The sequence below is a fragment of the Nocardioides sp. genome, from assembly GCF_036267815.1.
Classification (GTDB): domain Bacteria; phylum Actinomycetota; class Actinomycetes; order Propionibacteriales; family Nocardioidaceae; genus Nocardioides.
Genome location: NZ_DATAVI010000081.1, coordinates 1 through 15,887, shown reverse-complemented (window position 1 = coordinate 15,887; position 15,887 = coordinate 1). Strand labels below are relative to the sequence as shown.

The window sequence follows — 15,887 nt, the reverse complement described above, 5'->3', positions numbered from 1 at the left end:
CTAGCCGCGCTTGAGGATCTGCTTGGTCTCGTTGGCCTGGGCGATCGCCTTCTCGGGCGCCCGCACCTTCTTCACCGAGCGGATGCCGATGAAGGCGAGCAGGGCGGCCAGCAGGAGATAGAAGCCGAAGACGATCAGGAACGCCCAGTGCAGCGAGAGGCCGTGGCCGTTCCAGTTGATGAAGTACGCGATGGCCACCGAGAGCATGATCAGCGACATCAGCGCGAAGAACCCGGCGGCGGCGAACAGCGCGATGCCGATCCCGCCGGCCTTCACGCTGAGCTGGATCTCGGACTTGGCGAGCCGGATCTCGTTGCGGATCAGGCTCGAGACGTCACGACTGGCGTCGGAGACGAGCCGCCCGATCGTCGGATCGGAGTCCGTGACGGGTTCGTGCGCCATGTGAGCTCAGGACCTCTCGGGATCGGCGGGGATGGGTAGGCGGCGTCCCGCGCGGGACGTGCCGACCCTACATCGCACGCGGGACGTCTCGGAGACGCCGTACCCCGGCCCGCTGGGCGGTAACCTGGCTCGCGAACACGAGGTGTGCCGGGAAGTCTGGTCGGCCCGTCAGCAGTGACGGTCGAGCACGGCGACCCCGGGAGCAGCATGGCCGACACCCGCACCTTCGCCTGGCTGCTGCTGCTGTTGTCGCTGGTCGGGCTGGGCGGACTCCTCTCGCATCGGGTCACCCGCTGGGTCCGGGTCCCGCCGGCGGCGATCATGCTCGTCGCCGCGGCCGTGGCGGTCCAGGTGGTCCCGTCGCTGCACCAGCCACCCGAGCGCGCCGTCGAGCGGATCGTGACGGTGGCCCTGGTCTTCATCCTCTTCGAGGGCGGCATGGGGATCGGGCTGACCCGGCTTCGCAGCGCCGCCGGCAGCATCGCCGTGGTCGGGGTCGTCGGCACCTTCGTCACCGCGGCCGGCGTCGCCGTCTTCTGCCACCTGGTCGTCGGGCTCGACTGGTACGCCGCCGCGCTGGTCGCAACCGCCGTCGCACCGACCGACCCCGCCGTCGTCTTCTCGGTGCTGGGGCAGCAGGAGGTCCAGGGGCGCAGCGGCACCCTCCTGGAGGGCGAGTCGGGTGCCAACGACCCGGTCGGCATCGCCCTGATGGCCAGCCTGATCAGCGCGGGTGGCATCTCCGGCGGGGCGCTGCTGCACGTCGTCGGCGAGTTCGCGCTCCAGATGGGCGTCGGCCTGGCCGTCGGGGTGGTCGGGGGCTCATTGCTACGGATCTTCGTCGAGCGCGTGCCGCTGCCCGACAGCGGCCTCCAGCCGATGCGGACGATCGCCTGTGTCCTGCTCCTCTTCGCCGTCGCCACGCTCCTGCACGGCTCGGGCTTCCTGGCCGTGTTCGTGGCCGGGGTGCTGATGGGCGAGGTGCGTACGCCGTACCGCCGAGAGCTCGAGCACGTCCATGCCGGACTCGCGAGCCTGGGCGAGGTCGCCGCCTTCGTCGTGCTCGGCCTGACCGTCCGGCTCTCGACCCTGGGGCATGCGGACGTGTGGGTACCCGGCCTCGCGGTCGCCGTCGTCCTGGCCGTCGTGGTGCGACCCCTGCTGGTGGGGCCGCTGCTGGCGGGGTCCGGCCTGGCGCGCAACGAGCGCTGGTTCGTGCTCCTCGCCGGGCTCAAGGGTGCCGTGCCGATCCTGCTCGGCCTGCTGCTGCTCGAGGCGGATGTCGCAGACCCGGAGCGCCTCTACGGTGTCGTGGTGGTCGTCGTCGTCCTGTCGGTCGCCGTCCAGGGCAGCCTCGTCCCTACCCTGCTCCGCCGCCTCCGCCTCGCCGACCCGGTAGAAGGTCTCCCCCCACCACGCTGACCCGGCGCAAAGGGACGCCCAAAGCACGCCGAGTCGGCGCAAAGGGATGCCCAAAGCACGCCGAGTCGTCATATGACGACTCGGCGTGGGGTGCCGCGTCGGCCGTGGGGTGCCGCGTCGGCCGGGGGTGCCGCGTCGGCCGTGGGGTGCCGCGTCAGCCGTGGGGTCAGTCCTCGTCGGAGCCCTTGGCTATGCCTTCCTTGATCTGGTCCATGACGTTGGAGTCGGCGAGGGTGGTGACGTCGCCGACGTCGCGCTTCTCGGCAACGTCGCGCAGCAGGCGCCGCATGATCTTGCCGGACCTGGTCTTGGGCAGCTCGGAGACGACCAGGATCGACTTGGGCTTGGCGATCGGGCCGATCTCCTTGGCCACGTGGTCGCGCAGCTCCGCCACGATGCCCTCGTCGGCCTTCCCGTCGGTCAGCGCCGACTCGCGGAGGATCACGAACGCGTTGACCGCCTGTCCGGTGTCGGGGTCGGTGGCGCCGACGACGGCGGCCTCGGCGACCTTCGGGTGCGAGACCAGGGCCGACTCGATCTCGGTGGTCGAGAGCCGGTGCCCCGAGATGTTCATGACGTCGTCGACCCGGCCGAGCAGCCAGATGTCGCCGTCCTCGTCGAGCTTGGCGCCGTCACCGGCGAAGTACTTGCCCGGGAAGCGCGACCAGTAGGTCTCCTTGTAGCGGTCGTCGTCGCCCCAGATCGTGCGCAGCATCGCCGGCCACGGCTCGGTCAGCACGAGGTACCCGCCGGAGCCCGGCTTCACGGCGTTCCCGTCGTCGTCCACGACCAGCGCCGAGACGCCGGGTAGTGCCTTCATCGCCGATCCGGGCTTGCCCGCGGTGACCCCGGGGAGGGGGCTGATCATGTGCATCCCGGTCTCGGTCTGCCACCACGTGTCGACGACCGGGGTGCGGCCGCCGCCGATGGTCTCGCGGTACCAGATGTAGGCCTCGGGGTTGATCGGCTCGCCCACCGACCCGATGATCCGCAGCGTCGACAGGTCGAACTTCGCGGGGATGTCAGCGCCCCACTTCATGAAGGTGCGGATCACCGTCGGCGCGCAGTAGAGCAGGGTGACCTTGTAGTCGGCGATGATCTCCCACCAGCGCCCCTTGTGCGGGGTGTCGGGTGTCCCCTCGTACATCACCGACGTCGCGCCGTTGGCCAGCGGCCCGTAGACGATGTAGGAGTGACCGGTGACCCAGCCGATGTCGGCGGCGGTCCAGTAGACGTCGTCGTCCTTGAGGTCGAAGACCGCCCAGTGGGTGTACGCCGTGCCGACGAGGTAGCCGGCGGTGGTGTGCAGGATGCCCTTGGGCTGGCCGGTCGTGCCCGAGGTGTACATCACGTAGAGCGGGTGCTCGCTGTCGAAGGCCTCCGGAGTGTGCTCCGTGGAGGCCGAGTCGACCGCGTCGTGCCACCACACGTCTCGACCCTCGGTCCAGGAGACCTCCTGGCCGGTACGGCGTACGACGAGCACGTTGCGCACGTCGGGGCACGACTCGAGCGCCTCGTCCACGGCCGGCTTGAGGGCAGCGGGGGCGCCGCGGCGGTAGCCGCCGTCGGAGGTGATCACGATCCGGGCGTCGCAGTCTTGGATGCGGTCGCGCAGCGCGGTCGCCGAGAAGCCGCCGAAGACCACCGTGTGCGGCGCCCCGAGGCGGGCGCAGGCCAGCATCGCGACGACGGTCTCGGGGATCATCGGCATGTAGATCGCGACCCGGTCGCCGGTCCTCACGCCCAGCTCGATCAAGGCGTTGGCCGCCTGGCACACCATGTCCTTGAGCTCGGCGTAGGTGATCTGGCGGGTGTCGTCCGCCGGCTCGCCGATCCAGTGGTAGGCGACCCGGTCGCCGTTCCCGGCCTCGACGTGCCGGTCGACGCAGTTGTACGCCGCGTTGAGCCGGCCGCCGACGAACCACTTGGCGAACGGCGCGTTGTCCCAGTCGAGCGCCCGGTCCCAGCGGGTGTCCCAGGTCAGCCGCTCGGCGGCCTTCTCCCAGAACCCGACGTAGTCCCGATCCGCCTCGTCGTAGGCGTCGGCCTTCACGTTCGCGTTGGCGGCGAGGTCGGCCGGCGGCTCGAAGCGACGCTCCTCATGGAGCAGGTTGGACAGGGTTTCTTCGCTCACGACTCGTGTCTCCTCTCGGGCGGGTCCTCGCGCCCGGCGTCACTCTCACCATAGGCGCACCCTGGAGCGAGGCGGCTGCCGCCAGGTGGCCGGGGCGAGGACCCTGCGATGGTGCTGGGCTCTGCCGCTACTCGCGGGGTGCGCCGACCGGGAAGACCTGCCGACCCCAGGTGAACGCCGTGACCCCGGCCATCGACGTGTACCACGCCACGAGTGCGGTCGCGAGGCCGAGGTAGCCACCCAGCTTGATCCAACCGGTCGACACGTTGTCGAACCACCCGATGCACAGGGCCAGGAACGTGATCGTCAGCAGGACGAAGACCGTCAGGACGGCCATGTTGACCTTCATCGCGGCGATGCTCATGTAGCCGGTGAAGATCGCCCAGGCGAGCAGGTAGACCCCCACGACCTTGTGACCGTCGGGGCCGAGGTTGGCCAGGTCGTGCTCGGCCAGCCACCAGAACGAGATCCAGAACCCGCCGTAGGAGCAGAACGCGGTGGCGCCGAAGGTGTTGCCCTTGGCGAACTCCCACAGGCCTGCGGCGAACTGCGCCAGACCTCCGTAGCCGAGGGCCGCGCCGAGCGCGCCGCCGACGAGGGCCTGCGGGACGATGTTGGCGTTGACCGTGCTCAGCACGAACGTCGTGAGAGCGAAGCCCGCCAGCCCGAGCGGTGCGGGGTCTGCGATGTGCGCGCCGGGCATGCGATGGGTGTGGCTCGCGGTTTCGGACATGAGGACTCCTGTCGCTGTTCGTTGACAGTGCGCAACGCTGGCAAAGCCGGGTCCACAGGGACAGGCATGGTGCCGCGTGGTGCGGCCAGCGGTCACCCCGAGGCGGCGTGCGTACGGCGTGCTGCGACGAGCGGTGTCGTCGCCGCGACGAGCGGTCGGTCGTCAGCTGGAGGGGTGGTACCCGCCGCGGTCGACCTCGAGCGCCTCGGGCAGGTGGAGCCGCACCATGGCCCGTCCGACGTGTACCGGCACGTGGGCTCGATCGGCCAGCGAGACGCCGACCATCGTGGCGAACGCGATCGGGACCGTGAGCAGGGCCGGCTGCGCCAGCAGGGCCCCGGCCATGCCGGGCGGGTGTACGCCGACCATCGCGGCGAGCACGGCCGTGCCGGCCAGCGTGCCGCCGCCGACCATCCCGGCGACGGCTCCGCGCGCGGTCAGGCCGCGCCACCAGATCCCCAGGAGCAGGAGCGGACAGAACGTCGACGCCGCCACGGCGAAGGCGAGCTCGACGGCGTGGGCGACCGGCAGGCCTTGGCTCACGGCCGCCAGCAGCAGCGCGCCGCCCGCGGCGAGCACGCCACCGATCCGGAAGCCGGTGACGTTGTCGAACCGGCGGCTCAGCAGGTCCTGGCTCAGCACGCCGCTGATCGAGACGACCAGCCCCGACGACGTCGAGAGGAACGCCGCGAAGGCGCCCGCGCCCAGCAGGGCCGTGACCAGGGTCGACCCCGTGCCGCCGAGGATCTTGCCCGGCAGCTCGAGGACGACCGAGTCGGTCCGCCCTTGCGCGATCAGGCTGGTGTCGTAGACCCGGCCGAGCACGCCGTACGCCGTGGGCAGCAGGTAGAAGACGCTCAGCATCGTCAGGACGCCCAGCGTGGTGCTCCGCGCGGCCGCGCCGTCGTGGTTGGTGTAGAAGCGGACCACCACGTGCGGCAGGCCCATCGCGCCCAGGAACGTCGCGACGATCAGGGAGTAGGTGAGGTACGTCGCGTGCGGGCCCTGGAGCGGCTCGACCCACTGCGCGGAGTGCAGGTTGCGCGAGGGCGAGCCGTCGTGGTGCCAGGCGAGCCAGAGGACCAGCGCCGGCGCGAGCAGCGCGGTGAGCTTCACCCAGTACTGGAAGGCCTGCACCAGGGTGATGCTGCGCATCCCGCCGGCCACGACGTTGACCAGCACGACCACCGCGACGAGCAGGGCGCCGGCCCAGGTCGGCGCACCCGTCACGGCGCTCAGGGTCAGGCCGGCCCCCTGGAACTGCGGCACGAGGTACAGACCGCCGATCAGGCAGACCAGCCAGCTGGCGACCTGGCGCGCCGACTGCGACTCCACGCGGAACTCCGCGAAGTCGGGCAGCGTGTAGGCGCCCGAGCGGCGCAGCGGCGCCGCGACGAACACCAGGAGCAGCAGGTAGCCCGCGGTGTAGCCGATCGGGTACCAGAGCATGTCGACGCCGCGGAGCAGCACCAACCCCGCGACCCCGAGGAACGACGCGGCGGAGAGGTACTCGCCGCCGATCGCCGAGGCGTTGAGGAAGGGCCCGACCCGGCGCGACGCCACGAAGAAGTCGCTGGTGGTCCGCGAGACGCGCAGGCCGAAGGCGCCGACGGCGAGGGTCGCACCGGCGACCAGCGTGACGGCGAGCAGCGCCGTCAGCTCCTTCATCCCGCGTCCTCCTGCCGCTCCACGAGCTCGACGAACGCCGCCTCGTTGCGCTCGGCGCGGCGTACGTACCACCACGCGAGCAGGAGGAGCCACGGGTAGACGACGACCCCCAGCAGCAGCCACGGCAGGGGCAGGCCGAGCAGGTGCACGTCGGCGAGCGGCAGCAGGCGGAAGAGCACGGGCAGCAGGCCGATGGTCGCCGACAGCGTCACGACGACCGCCATGGCCAGACGGAGCTGAGCGCGGACCAGACTCTGCACGTAGACCTCGCCGAGCCGGGTGAGGGCATCGATCTCGGCGGCGTTCGAGCGACGCGTTCGCGACCGGGCAGCGCGCGTGCGCGGACTGGTGATCCGGACCCGGGTGGCCGGCTGCTCGGTCATCGACTCAGGCCTCGCCGTCGGCCGAGCGCCGGAACACGCGGCGTACGTCGGGCAGATGGCGCCGGCTGACCGGGAGCTCGACGCCGTCGACCACGACCGTCGGTCGGCTGCCGCCGAGCCGGAGCTCGTCGACGTGGGCGATCGACACCAGGATGCTGCGATGGACCCGGACGAAGCCCGCGTCGGACCAGCGCTGCTCGAGCGCCGACAGCGGCATCCGCACCAGCGGGTTGTCCGAGGGCGTGTGCAGCCGGACGTAGTCGCCCTGGGCAGAGGCGTAGCGCACGTCGGACCGGCGCACGAAGCGGGTCACGCCGGCGAGCTCCACCGGCAGCTGCTCGTCGGCGTCGGTCGCCGCGCCGCCTTCGCGGACCCGCCCGATGGCCTCGCGCAGCCGCTCCTCGTGCACGGGCTTGAGCAGGTAGTCGACGGCGTGCAGGTCGAACGCCTCGACGGCGTGGTGGGCGTGGGCCGTCACGAAGACCACCGCGGGGGGCGTGCGGAACTTGCGCAGCACCTGGGCGAGGTCGAGACCACTCAGCCCTGGCATCGCGATGTCGAGCAGGACGACGTCGAAGGCGTCGCCCTGGAGGAGCAGCAGTGCGTCCGCGGCCGAGCCGCAGGTGTGGACGTCGGCGACGCGCTCGTCGCGACCGAGCAGGAACTCCAGCTCGTCGAGCGCCGGTGGCTCGTCGTCGACGGCCAGGACCCGCAGTCCTGCTGCTTCGTCGGACGCGCTCATCCCCGCACACCCGCAGCGAACTTCGGCACGCGGACGGTGACCTTGGTCCCGGCTCCGGGCGCGGTCTCGACGACGAGGCCGTACTCGTCGCCGTACGCCGACCGGAGCCGCTCGTCGACGTTGCCGAGCCCGATCGACTCCATCGACTCGTCGCCGGCCAGCGCCCGGCGTACCCGCTCCGGATCCTCGCCGACGCCGTCGTCCTCGATGGTGATCACGGCCTCGTAGTCGTTGTCCTCGGCCACGATCGTGACGGTGCCGGGAGCGTCCTTGCCGGCGAGTCCGTGGCGGACGCCGTTCTCGACCAGGGGCTGCAGGGACAGCACCGGGATGCTGACCCCGAGCACCTCGGGCGCGATCCGCAGCAGCACCGAGAGCCGGTCACCGAACCTGGCCTGCTCCAAGGAGAGGTAGCGCTCGATCGAGCGGAGCTCGTCCTCCAGCGTCGTGTAGCTGCCGGCCCGCTGGAAGGAGTGCCGGGTGAAGTCGGCGAACTCCATGATCAGGCCTCGGGCACGGTCGGGGTCGGTGCGGACGAACGACGCGATCGTCGTCAGCACGTTGTAGACGAAGTGCGGGGAGATCTGCGCCCGCAGGGCACGCACCTCGGCCTCCATCCGCGAGGTACGGGCGACGTCGAGCTCGGCGAGCTCGAGCTGACCCGACACCCAGCGCGCCAGCTCGTCGGTGGCTCGCACCAGACCCGCCGACGCCGTCGGGGTGAACGCCATCAGGGTGCCGACCACGGTGTCCTCGACGGTCAGCGGCGCCACGATCGCCTGGCGCAGGGCACAGCCGGGCTGGGCGCAGTCGAAGTCGCGATGGACCCGGACGGCCGTGGTGCCCTCGGCCGCGCAGCGCTCGGCCAGGGGGCTCACCAGCGCGGCGTGCGCCTGCCCGCGCCCGTGCCAGGCGAGCGCCTCGGTGGTGTCGGTGACCGCGATCGCGGGGGCGCCCAGCAGCCTCGTGAGGTGGCGGACGCAGCGCTCCGCCGACGTCCGGGTGAGCCCCGTGCGCAGCTCGCTGGTCATCTGCGTGGCGGTGTGCAAGGTACGGAACGTCGCCCGGTCCGCCTCGGTGCCGAGGTAGCCCGGACGCAGAAGGCGCCACCGCGGCATGGGCACAGGGTAGGCGGTGCCGGCGCCCGGGGTCGCGCGGTCAGCCCTCCCGGATGAGCCGGACCGCTTCGCCCACCCCTGCGTCGTACGCCGGGCCGTGCCCCGGCAGGACCCAGGTCGCGTCGACGGCCTCGATCCGGTCGAGGGACCGCGCCGCCTGCGACGGGTCGAGGGTGAACGGCGCCGGCTTGGGGCCCGTGGCCCCGGTCAGCACATTGCGGGTGGTCATCGCGTCGCCGAGGAAGAGCGCGTCCGCTCCGGGCACGTGCACCCCCACGCTGCCGGGGGTGTGACCGGGCAGGTGGATGATCCGCGGCCTTCCGGGCACGTCGAGCTCGTCCCCGTCGGCGTACGTCGTGGTCTCCCCTACCGGCGGGATCCGCAGGCCGCCGTGCCGGGCGGAGTACCACACGAAGCCGGCGACGGCTCCTGGCCTCACCGGCCCCCAGCCCCGCATCGGCTTCTTCACCTCGAGCCGCGCCCGGGCGACGTCGTCGGCGTGGAGGTGGGCCGGGACCTGCCGCTCCTCCCACAGCCACCGGGCGAACCCGATGTGGTCGGTGTCGCCGTGGGTCAGCAGCAGCGCGCGTACGGCGTCGAGGGTCAGCCCGAGCGAGTCGAGCTCGGCGAGGAGGAGCTTGCGATCGGCCGGGAGGCCGGCGTCGACGACCGTGACCTCACCGCCCTCGACGACGAGGTAGCTGTTGACGGTGTCGCTGGTCGGGGGCCCGATCCGGTGCAGGCCCGGGGCGATCTTCATGGCGTGGTCTCCTCGCTGGGAAGGGTCGTGTGGCGACCCGATGAAGGCTAGACTGTCTAGCCATGAAGGCTACATCGTGTAGCCAAGAAGGGGAAGAGCCCGATGCCCGCACCGGCCCGCACCAGCACCGAGGCCGTCGTCGCCGCTGCCCGAACGCTCGTCGAGCAGGACGGTCTGGAGGCGCTGACGATGCAGGCGGTGGCGGCGGAGGTGGGGGTCCGGGCCCCTTCGCTCTACAAGCGCGTGGCCGGACGTGACGCGCTGATCGGCCTGGTGGCCGACCAGGTCGCGATCGAGATGGCCGACGAGCTCGATTCCGTCCTGGTCGGAGACGACCCGGCCGAGGACCTGCGGCTCCTGGCCGCTGCCTTCCGCGCGTTCGCCCGCCGCAACCCCACGTCGTACCGGCTGCTGTTCGACCCCCGCCCGGGCGGCGTCTCGGCGGCGGTGCGCGGCCGCTCGGTCGAGGCGGTACGTCGCGTGGCCGGGCGCCTGGCGGGGGCGGAGCGCGAGCTGCTGGCCGCACGGATGTTCGTGGCCTGGGCCAACGGCTTCGTCGCGATGGAGCTCGCGGGCGGCTTCCAGCTCGGCGGCGACGTGGACGAGGCCTGGGACTTCGCCGTGGACGCCTTGGTCAGAGCCTGGGAGAGACCCGCCGCCGGTTGAGGAAGTCGCCCTGCGACGGACCCGACATCGAGGTCAGTGGAAGTCGATGAGGAGCATGTCGTCGTCGGGGCCGTCGGTCGGCCGGTCGCCCGGCTCGGCTCCGGGCTCGGTCGTCCCGCCGTCGTCGGCGACGACGACGGCGCGGTCGAGGACGTCGGCCCGGAAGCAGCGCGTGACGTAGGGCAGCTGCATGCCGTCCATGCCGCGGCCGAACTCGTCGTAGAACGCCAGCACCTCGGCCATCTTGTCCGCGCGGGCCTGCTCGTCGAGCACGGCGACGTTGGAGCGCGACAGCACGAGATCCTGCACGGTCCGCCGGTCGATCATCTGCCAGTGGGTGAACTCCCGCTCCTCGACGAAGCCGAACAGCTCGGAGTAGATCATCGCCTCGGCGGGCTGGCTGCGCTGGTCCTGCGCGCCGATGATGGCGCCCAGGCGGCGTACCCAGGGGATCTTCTCGTTGCGGGAGTTCCAGACCAGGCACAGGCGGCCGCCCGGGCGCAGGACGCGGGCGATCTCCGGGAGTGCGCGATCGAGGTCGAACCAGTGGAACGCCTGCCCGGCGATGACGGCGTCGACCGAGTCGTCGCCCAGCGGGATCTCCTCCGCGCCCGCACGGGCAGTCGGGACGCCGGGCACCTCCCGCTCGAGGATCTCCAGCATCGCCGCGTCGGGATCGGTCGCGTGGACGTCGTGGCCGAGCTCGGCGATGACGCGGGTGAGCTTGCCGGTGCCCGCACCGAGCTCGAGGACGGTGACCGGCTGCTCGCCCAGCATCCAGCGCACGGCATCGGCGGGGTAGGTGGGACGACCGCGCTCGTAGGCATCGGCCACGCCGCCGAAGGAGTGCGCCCAGTCGGGGTGGCCCGCGTCTGCCGCCTCAGGTGGTGCGGCGGGAGGCTGCTCGTCGCTCATCGCCTCCGAGGCTACCCGTCGTGACCCCGCCGACACGGCCGATGGCTACTGTGCCGGGCGTGGATCCTCTGGGCGACCGACTGGGTGGGGCGGACCAGCTCGAGGGGGTCGCGTCCGCGTTCGCGGCGACCCGGGACGGGATCGACGCGATGCTGCGCGACCGCGGCCTGCGGCGTACCCCGCCGGAGCTGACCTCGGAGTCGCTGTTGCGCGGAGCCCAGGCGAGCGCCGTGCTCGCCGGATCGCCGTCCTCGGTCGACGACGTCCGGGCCGGTCGTGGCGACCCCGTCGCCCAGGCCTCTGTCAGGGTGTCGGTGGAGCTACTCGGGCTCGTTCCCGTCTTCGCTCGCACACCGTTCCAGGCGCTGGCCCGGCTGCATGCGTTGGCGGCGGCCGGCGCCGTGCCGGACGACGTGGTCGGACGACCCCGCGACACGGCGGCCGCCGAGCGACTGCGGGCGGTGGCCGGGCTCGCCGGGGAGGGCCGAGGAGCCCTGATGACCGCTGCGCTGGTGCACGCCGAGCTCGCCACCGCGGCGCCGTTCGGCTCGGCCGACGGGCTCGTCGCCCGGGCGGCCGAGCGGCTAGTCCTGGTCGGCAGCGGTCTCGACGTCACCTCGCTGCTCGTGCCCGAGGCCGGGCACCTGGCGCTGCGGCCGGCGTACGAGTCGAACCTGCGCGCCTACGCCGAGGGCGGCCGCGCTGGGCTCCAGGCCTGGCTGCTGTACGCCGCCGAGGCCTACGCCGCGGGCGCCGAGGCGAGCCCGCTGCGCGATCGGTGAGGGCCCGGCATAGACGCAGCGGCACCCGAGGGGTCGGGCGCCGCTGCTGACACGCGGACCCGGCTACCAAGCGTGCATCTACCTAGTGGCAGCCCCGGGAGGATCCCGATGGCATGCGCCCTATAAGAAGGGTCGATCGCCGCGTGGGTACCCGGTTCGCGTGCTGATCTTGAGTTGTCCCTGGTCCCTGTGTACGCCGGTCGGAGCCCCCCGGCAACCCTTGACTTTGGCCCACCCCTTTGGGTGCGCGTGTCGCCGTCCTGCTGTCAAATCCCCCGCTGAAGCGGGGGAGTTGACACTTCTTGGGGGTTGCAGCGGCCAGGAAGTGCCAAATCCCCCGCGGAAGCGGGGGATTTGACAGCCCACCCAGCGCTAGGCGAGCTTGCGGCGCCGGTTGAGCCAGATGGCACCGCCGACGGTGAGCGCGGTGCCTACGGTGAGGGCGGCGAGCGTGCCCCTGACCGGGATCCGGCTCCGCAGCGTGACCGGCCGGGAGAACTGCAACACCGGCCACCCCTTCGAGGCGGCGAGCCTGCGCAGCTCCTTGTCGGGGTTGACGGCATGGGGGTGGCCGACGACCTCGAGCATCGGGGCGTCGGTGATGGAGTCGCTGTAGGCGAAGCACTCCTCGAGGTCGTAGCCGCGCTCGGCTGCCATCGCCTCGATCGCCCGTGCCTTCTCCTCGGCATAGGCGTAGTAGTCGATCTCGCCGGTGTACTTGCCGTCGAGGATCTCGAGCCGGCTGGCGATGACGTGGTCGGCGCCGAGCATCTCGCCGATCGGCTCGACGACCTCGGTGCCGCTTGCCGAGACGACGACGACGTCGCGCCCCGCCTCGCGGTGCTCCTCCATGAGGGAGACGGCCTCGTCGTAGACGATCGGGTCGACCACGTGGTGGAGCGTCTCGGCCACGATCTCCTTGACGGTCTCGACGTCCCAGCCCTCGACGAGCTGGGACATGAACGCCCGGATCTTCTCCATCTGGTCGTGGTCGGCGCCGCCGACGAGATAGACGAACTGGGCGTACGCCGACCGCAGCATCGCGCCACGCGAGATCAGGCCTCCGGCCTGGAACGGCTTGGAGAACGCTAGGGAGCTCGACTTGGCGATGATCGTCTTGTCGAGGTCGAAGAAGGCAGCAGAGGGCCGGCCGGACGTGTCGTACGCCCGGCTCGGAACGGCGGACAGCCTGCTCCCGGCCATGTCTTCATGGTAAGTGGCCGGAGTGTCGGTGGACCGCCGAACCTCCACACTCGTCGCCGAGGCCCAGCGGCTCCACAGCGCGTCCCGCGGATGGTCGAACCCGCCGCCGGTCAGGGCCATCGTGACGGCCATGACCCCACCACCTCTCCTCGTGACCACCGACAAGTCCCTGCTCGACGAGCTCCTCCGCCTGGCGGCCGCCGCGGGCGTGCAGCCCACCATCGCTCGTGACGTGCCCGAGGCGCTGCGTGCCTGGTCACGAGCGCCCCTCGTCCTGGTCGGCGACGATCTCGCGCCGGCCCTCGCCCGGGCCGCGCCCCTGCGCCGCGACGGGGTCTTCGTGGTGCTGGTGGCGCCCGACCCGGACCTGGTGCTGCCGGTCGCGCTGCACCTGGGCGCCGAGGGCGTGGCCGACCTGCCGCGGTCGGAGGGGTGGCTGGTCGAGCGACTGACCGATGTGGTCGACGAGGCCCCGGCCCGCGGCCTCACGATCGGCGTCGCCGGCGGGAGCGGCGGGTCCGGAGCGACGACCTTCGCGTGCGCGCTGGCCCAGGTCGCCGGTCGTTCCGGACCTGCCGTCGTCATCGATGCGGACCCGTTCGGCCCCGGGTGTGACCGCGTGCTCGGGCTCGACGTGGTCGAGGGCGTGCGCTGGGAGGAGCTGGGCCAGGCCACGGGTCGCCTCAGCGCCCGCGCCCTGCGCGAGTCCCTGCCGCGACGGGCCGGCGTGGCGGCCCTGAGCTGGGACGCCGCCGGCAGACCCGGTCCGGTGGAGCCGTCGGCGCTGCGAGAGGCGCTGTCTGCGGCGCGACGTGGCCACGACACCGTCGTGGTCGACCTGCCGAGGGCGGCCGACCCGATGGTCGACGAGCTGGCCTCGCGCTGCGACCGGGTGCTGGTCACCGTCGTGACCACGGTGGCCGGAGTCGCCGCGGCCGTGCGCAGGTGCGCGAGCTTCCCCGACCCGGGAGTGCTCGGCCTGGTCCTGCGCGGCTCGGCGATGGACGACGACTCGCTGGCGCGCGTGGTCGGCGCACCCGTGCTGGCGCGGATGGGTGACCAGCGCGGGGTCGCGGAGTCGGTCGACCTGGGGCTCGGGCCGGTGCGGTCTCGACGTGGGCCGCTGGGTCGGGCGGCTGCCGGGGTCCTGGCGGGGCTTCAGGCGCGCGCCGAGGCCGCGTGATGGTGGGCACCGCGGACCTCGTCGAGGAGGTCCGGGAGCGGCTCGCTCGTGACCCGGGCGACCTGACGCCGCACCGCGTCGCCGAGGCACTGCGGACCGCCGGCCGTCCCGTGGGCGACGCGACCGTGCTCGCCGTCCACGAGGCACTTCGGCGCGATGTCGTGGGAGCCGGGCCCCTGGAGCCCCTCCTGGCCCTCCCGGACGTCACCGACGTCCTGGTCAACGGACCCGATCAGGTCTATCTCGACCGCGGGTCGGGCCTGGAGCGGACGCAGGTCGGCTTCGCCGACGACGACGCCGTGCGACGACTCGCTCAGCGCCTGGCCGCGTCCGGAGGACGTCGGCTCGACGATGCGAGCCCCCACGTCGACGTGCGTCTGCGCGACGGTGTCCGGCTGCACGCCGTGCTCTCGCCGCTGGCCAGGCCTGGCACCCTTCTGTCGCTGCGCGTTCCGCACCGTCGCGTGCTCTCGCTGGCCGACCTGCTGGCGGCGGGCACCATCAACGAGCACGGCTCGCGGCTGCTCCGGACGCTGGTCACCCAGCGGTTGGCCTTCCTGGTCAGCGGAGGCACGGGCTCGGGGAAGACCACCGTGCTCAACACCCTGCTGTCGTTGGCGTCACCCGGCCATCGGCTCGTCCTGGTCGAGGACGCCAGCGAGCTGCGACCGGACCACCCGCACGTCGTCGGGCTCGAGGCACGTCCGCCCAACATCGAAGGGGCCGGCGAGATCACCCTCAGGACGCTGGTGCGGCAGGCCTTGCGCATGCGTCCGGACCGGCTGGTGGTCGGAGAGGTCCGTGGCGCCGAGGTGCCTCTCCCGGCTGGTAACCGCTCTGTCGCGCGTGCTGGAGCCAGATGGAGGCTACCTGTGGACAACCAGGCGTGGTCTGTGGATAACCACTGCAAAACTCATGGCATAACCCCCCCAACAACACCTCCAACAAGTACTGGACACTCGTCGCACTGGCGGCGGATACTAGGGCCCTTGGATGTCGCACAAGGAACGGCGGAACGAGGGACCGGGGGCCAGGCCCATGTCAGAGCACTCTTGGATGGTGATCGTCTTCGCCGTCGGACTTGCCGGGTTCGAAGGACGACAGACTGCGGGACGCTTCTGGCTCCATGCGCTGACCTGGATTTCGGCTTTCGCCTTCCTCGACGCCGTGGCCGGATGGGCGGCCTGGCAAGGAGCATCGGTCGTCGTTGGCAAGATGCCTGCGAGCGGGGTTCTTGCAGTGTCATTGGGTGCTATGGGTAGTCAGGCCACGCGTGTAGGCCTCCCCTTCCGACGCGCGGGCAGTGTCCCACTCAACGTCAGGCACTTCTTGCTCTCAAGGATCGAGGATGTCAGTAGGGCCCGGTGTTCGACTTGGGTCGCTACGACGGTGCACCCGGCTGCTCAACTGCTCGGTGTGGTACTTCTCGAGAGGATCGCCTTGGACGCTTTGAAGGACGCAGAGCGAAGGGGCAAACTACGTCGCTCCTCCGTGCATGCGGGACGGGGATTGCGGTCCCAGAGTCACTTGGATGGCTTCGACCCGCAGCCATGGTTAGACCGTCTCTTGGACTACGACTGTATTGAAACGCTGTTCGAGATCGTCCGCCTCGCGCGGAGCACTGGGGTGCGTGAGGCTGGGTCGTCCAACCTCTCAGCACTCCCAGCTGCTGACGTCCGCCGGGTCGTGTCGTGACGAGCGAGGCTGATGTTGCCCCCACTGCTAGGGGAGCCTGGATGAACGCCCTGGCGAGATTGAAATCCATCAACCCGGCGG

The 15,887-nt window shown here is 71.6% G+C and carries 15 protein-coding genes; 5 read left to right on the top strand and 10 right to left on the bottom strand.

Annotation, left to right across the window (positions count from 1 at the left end; translation table 11 throughout):
• Positions 1-402, bottom strand: coding sequence for a phage holin family protein (locus VHW64_RS17055; RefSeq protein WP_329651774.1), 402 nt, complete (start codon positions 400-402; stop codon positions 1-3).
• A gap of 144 nt (positions 403-546) precedes the next feature.
• Here VHW64_RS17055 and VHW64_RS17050 point away from each other — a divergent pair, with 144 nt between their 5' ends.
• On the top strand, positions 547-1,824 hold the full coding sequence (locus tag VHW64_RS17050) for a cation:proton antiporter (protein ID WP_329651773.1): 1,278 nt from the start codon (positions 547-549) through the stop codon (positions 1,822-1,824).
• Positions 1,825-1,990: 166 nt separating this feature from the next.
• Here VHW64_RS17050 and acs read toward each other — a convergent pair whose 3' ends face one another.
• From acs to VHW64_RS17015, 7 genes are all read right to left on the bottom strand, one after another.
• Entirely contained in the window at positions 1,991-3,958 is a 1,968-nt protein-coding gene (gene acs / locus VHW64_RS17045) for an acetate--CoA ligase (protein ID WP_329651772.1), read from the bottom strand.
• Positions 3,959-4,085: 127 nt separating this feature from the next.
• Positions 4,086-4,691, bottom strand: coding sequence for an acetate uptake transporter (locus VHW64_RS17040; protein WP_329651771.1), 606 nt, complete (start codon positions 4,689-4,691; stop codon positions 4,086-4,088).
• A gap of 162 nt (positions 4,692-4,853) precedes the next feature.
• Positions 4,854-6,359, bottom strand: coding sequence for a cation acetate symporter (locus VHW64_RS17035; RefSeq protein ID WP_329651770.1), 1,506 nt, complete (start codon positions 6,357-6,359; stop codon positions 4,854-4,856).
• Complete coding sequence (locus tag VHW64_RS17030; protein WP_329651769.1) at positions 6,356-6,742, bottom strand: hypothetical protein; 387 nt, start codon at positions 6,740-6,742, stop codon at positions 6,356-6,358. The genes VHW64_RS17035 and VHW64_RS17030 overlap by 4 nt, the downstream gene beginning before the upstream one ends.
• Before the next feature lie 4 nt (positions 6,743-6,746).
• Positions 6,747-7,484, bottom strand: a complete 738-nt coding sequence (locus tag VHW64_RS17025; protein WP_329651768.1) for a LytTR family DNA-binding domain-containing protein — start codon at positions 7,482-7,484, stop codon at positions 6,747-6,749.
• A complete protein-coding gene (locus VHW64_RS17020) occupies positions 7,481-8,602 on the bottom strand; it encodes a sensor histidine kinase (protein WP_329651767.1) in 1,122 nt (373 codons plus the stop codon). Before VHW64_RS17020 ends, VHW64_RS17025 begins: the two co-directional genes overlap by 4 nt.
• A 40-nt stretch (positions 8,603-8,642) precedes the next feature.
• A complete protein-coding gene (locus VHW64_RS17015; protein ID WP_329651766.1) occupies positions 8,643-9,362 on the bottom strand; it encodes an MBL fold metallo-hydrolase in 720 nt (239 codons plus the stop codon).
• Positions 9,363-9,464: 102 nt separating this feature from the next.
• Here VHW64_RS17015 and VHW64_RS17010 point away from each other — a divergent pair, with 102 nt between their 5' ends.
• On the top strand, positions 9,465-10,028 hold the full coding sequence (locus VHW64_RS17010; protein WP_329651765.1) for a TetR/AcrR family transcriptional regulator: 564 nt from the start codon (positions 9,465-9,467) through the stop codon (positions 10,026-10,028).
• Between the two features lie 33 nt (positions 10,029-10,061).
• Here VHW64_RS17010 and VHW64_RS17005 read toward each other — a convergent pair whose 3' ends face one another.
• Positions 10,062-10,943 (bottom strand): class I SAM-dependent methyltransferase, encoded by an 882-nt coding sequence (locus tag VHW64_RS17005; RefSeq protein ID WP_329651764.1) that lies wholly within the window; start codon positions 10,941-10,943, stop codon positions 10,062-10,064.
• Between the two features lie 59 nt (positions 10,944-11,002).
• On the opposite strand from VHW64_RS17005, the gene VHW64_RS17000 reads away from it, so the two are divergent.
• The gene (locus VHW64_RS17000) at positions 11,003-11,725 is read left to right on the top strand and encodes an oxidoreductase (RefSeq protein WP_329651763.1); all 723 of its coding nucleotides are present in this window, start codon (positions 11,003-11,005) and stop codon (positions 11,723-11,725) included.
• A 372-nt stretch (positions 11,726-12,097) separates the two neighbouring features.
• Here the strand turns inward: VHW64_RS17000 and VHW64_RS16995 are convergent, their stop codons facing one another.
• Positions 12,098-12,928 (bottom strand): HAD family hydrolase, encoded by an 831-nt coding sequence (locus VHW64_RS16995; protein ID WP_329651762.1) that lies wholly within the window; start codon positions 12,926-12,928, stop codon positions 12,098-12,100.
• 130 nt (positions 12,929-13,058) lie between these two features.
• Between VHW64_RS16995 and ssd the strand changes: the two genes are divergently transcribed.
• Both ssd and VHW64_RS16985 read left to right on the top strand, forming a co-directional pair.
• Complete coding sequence (gene ssd, locus VHW64_RS16990; protein WP_329651761.1) at positions 13,059-14,111, top strand: septum site-determining protein Ssd; 1,053 nt, start codon at positions 13,059-13,061, stop codon at positions 14,109-14,111.
• Complete coding sequence (locus tag VHW64_RS16985; protein WP_329651760.1) at positions 14,111-15,373, top strand: TadA family conjugal transfer-associated ATPase; 1,263 nt, start codon at positions 14,111-14,113, stop codon at positions 15,371-15,373. Before ssd ends, VHW64_RS16985 begins: the two co-directional genes overlap by 1 nt.
• The last annotated feature ends 514 nt before the right edge of the window (positions 15,374-15,887 follow it).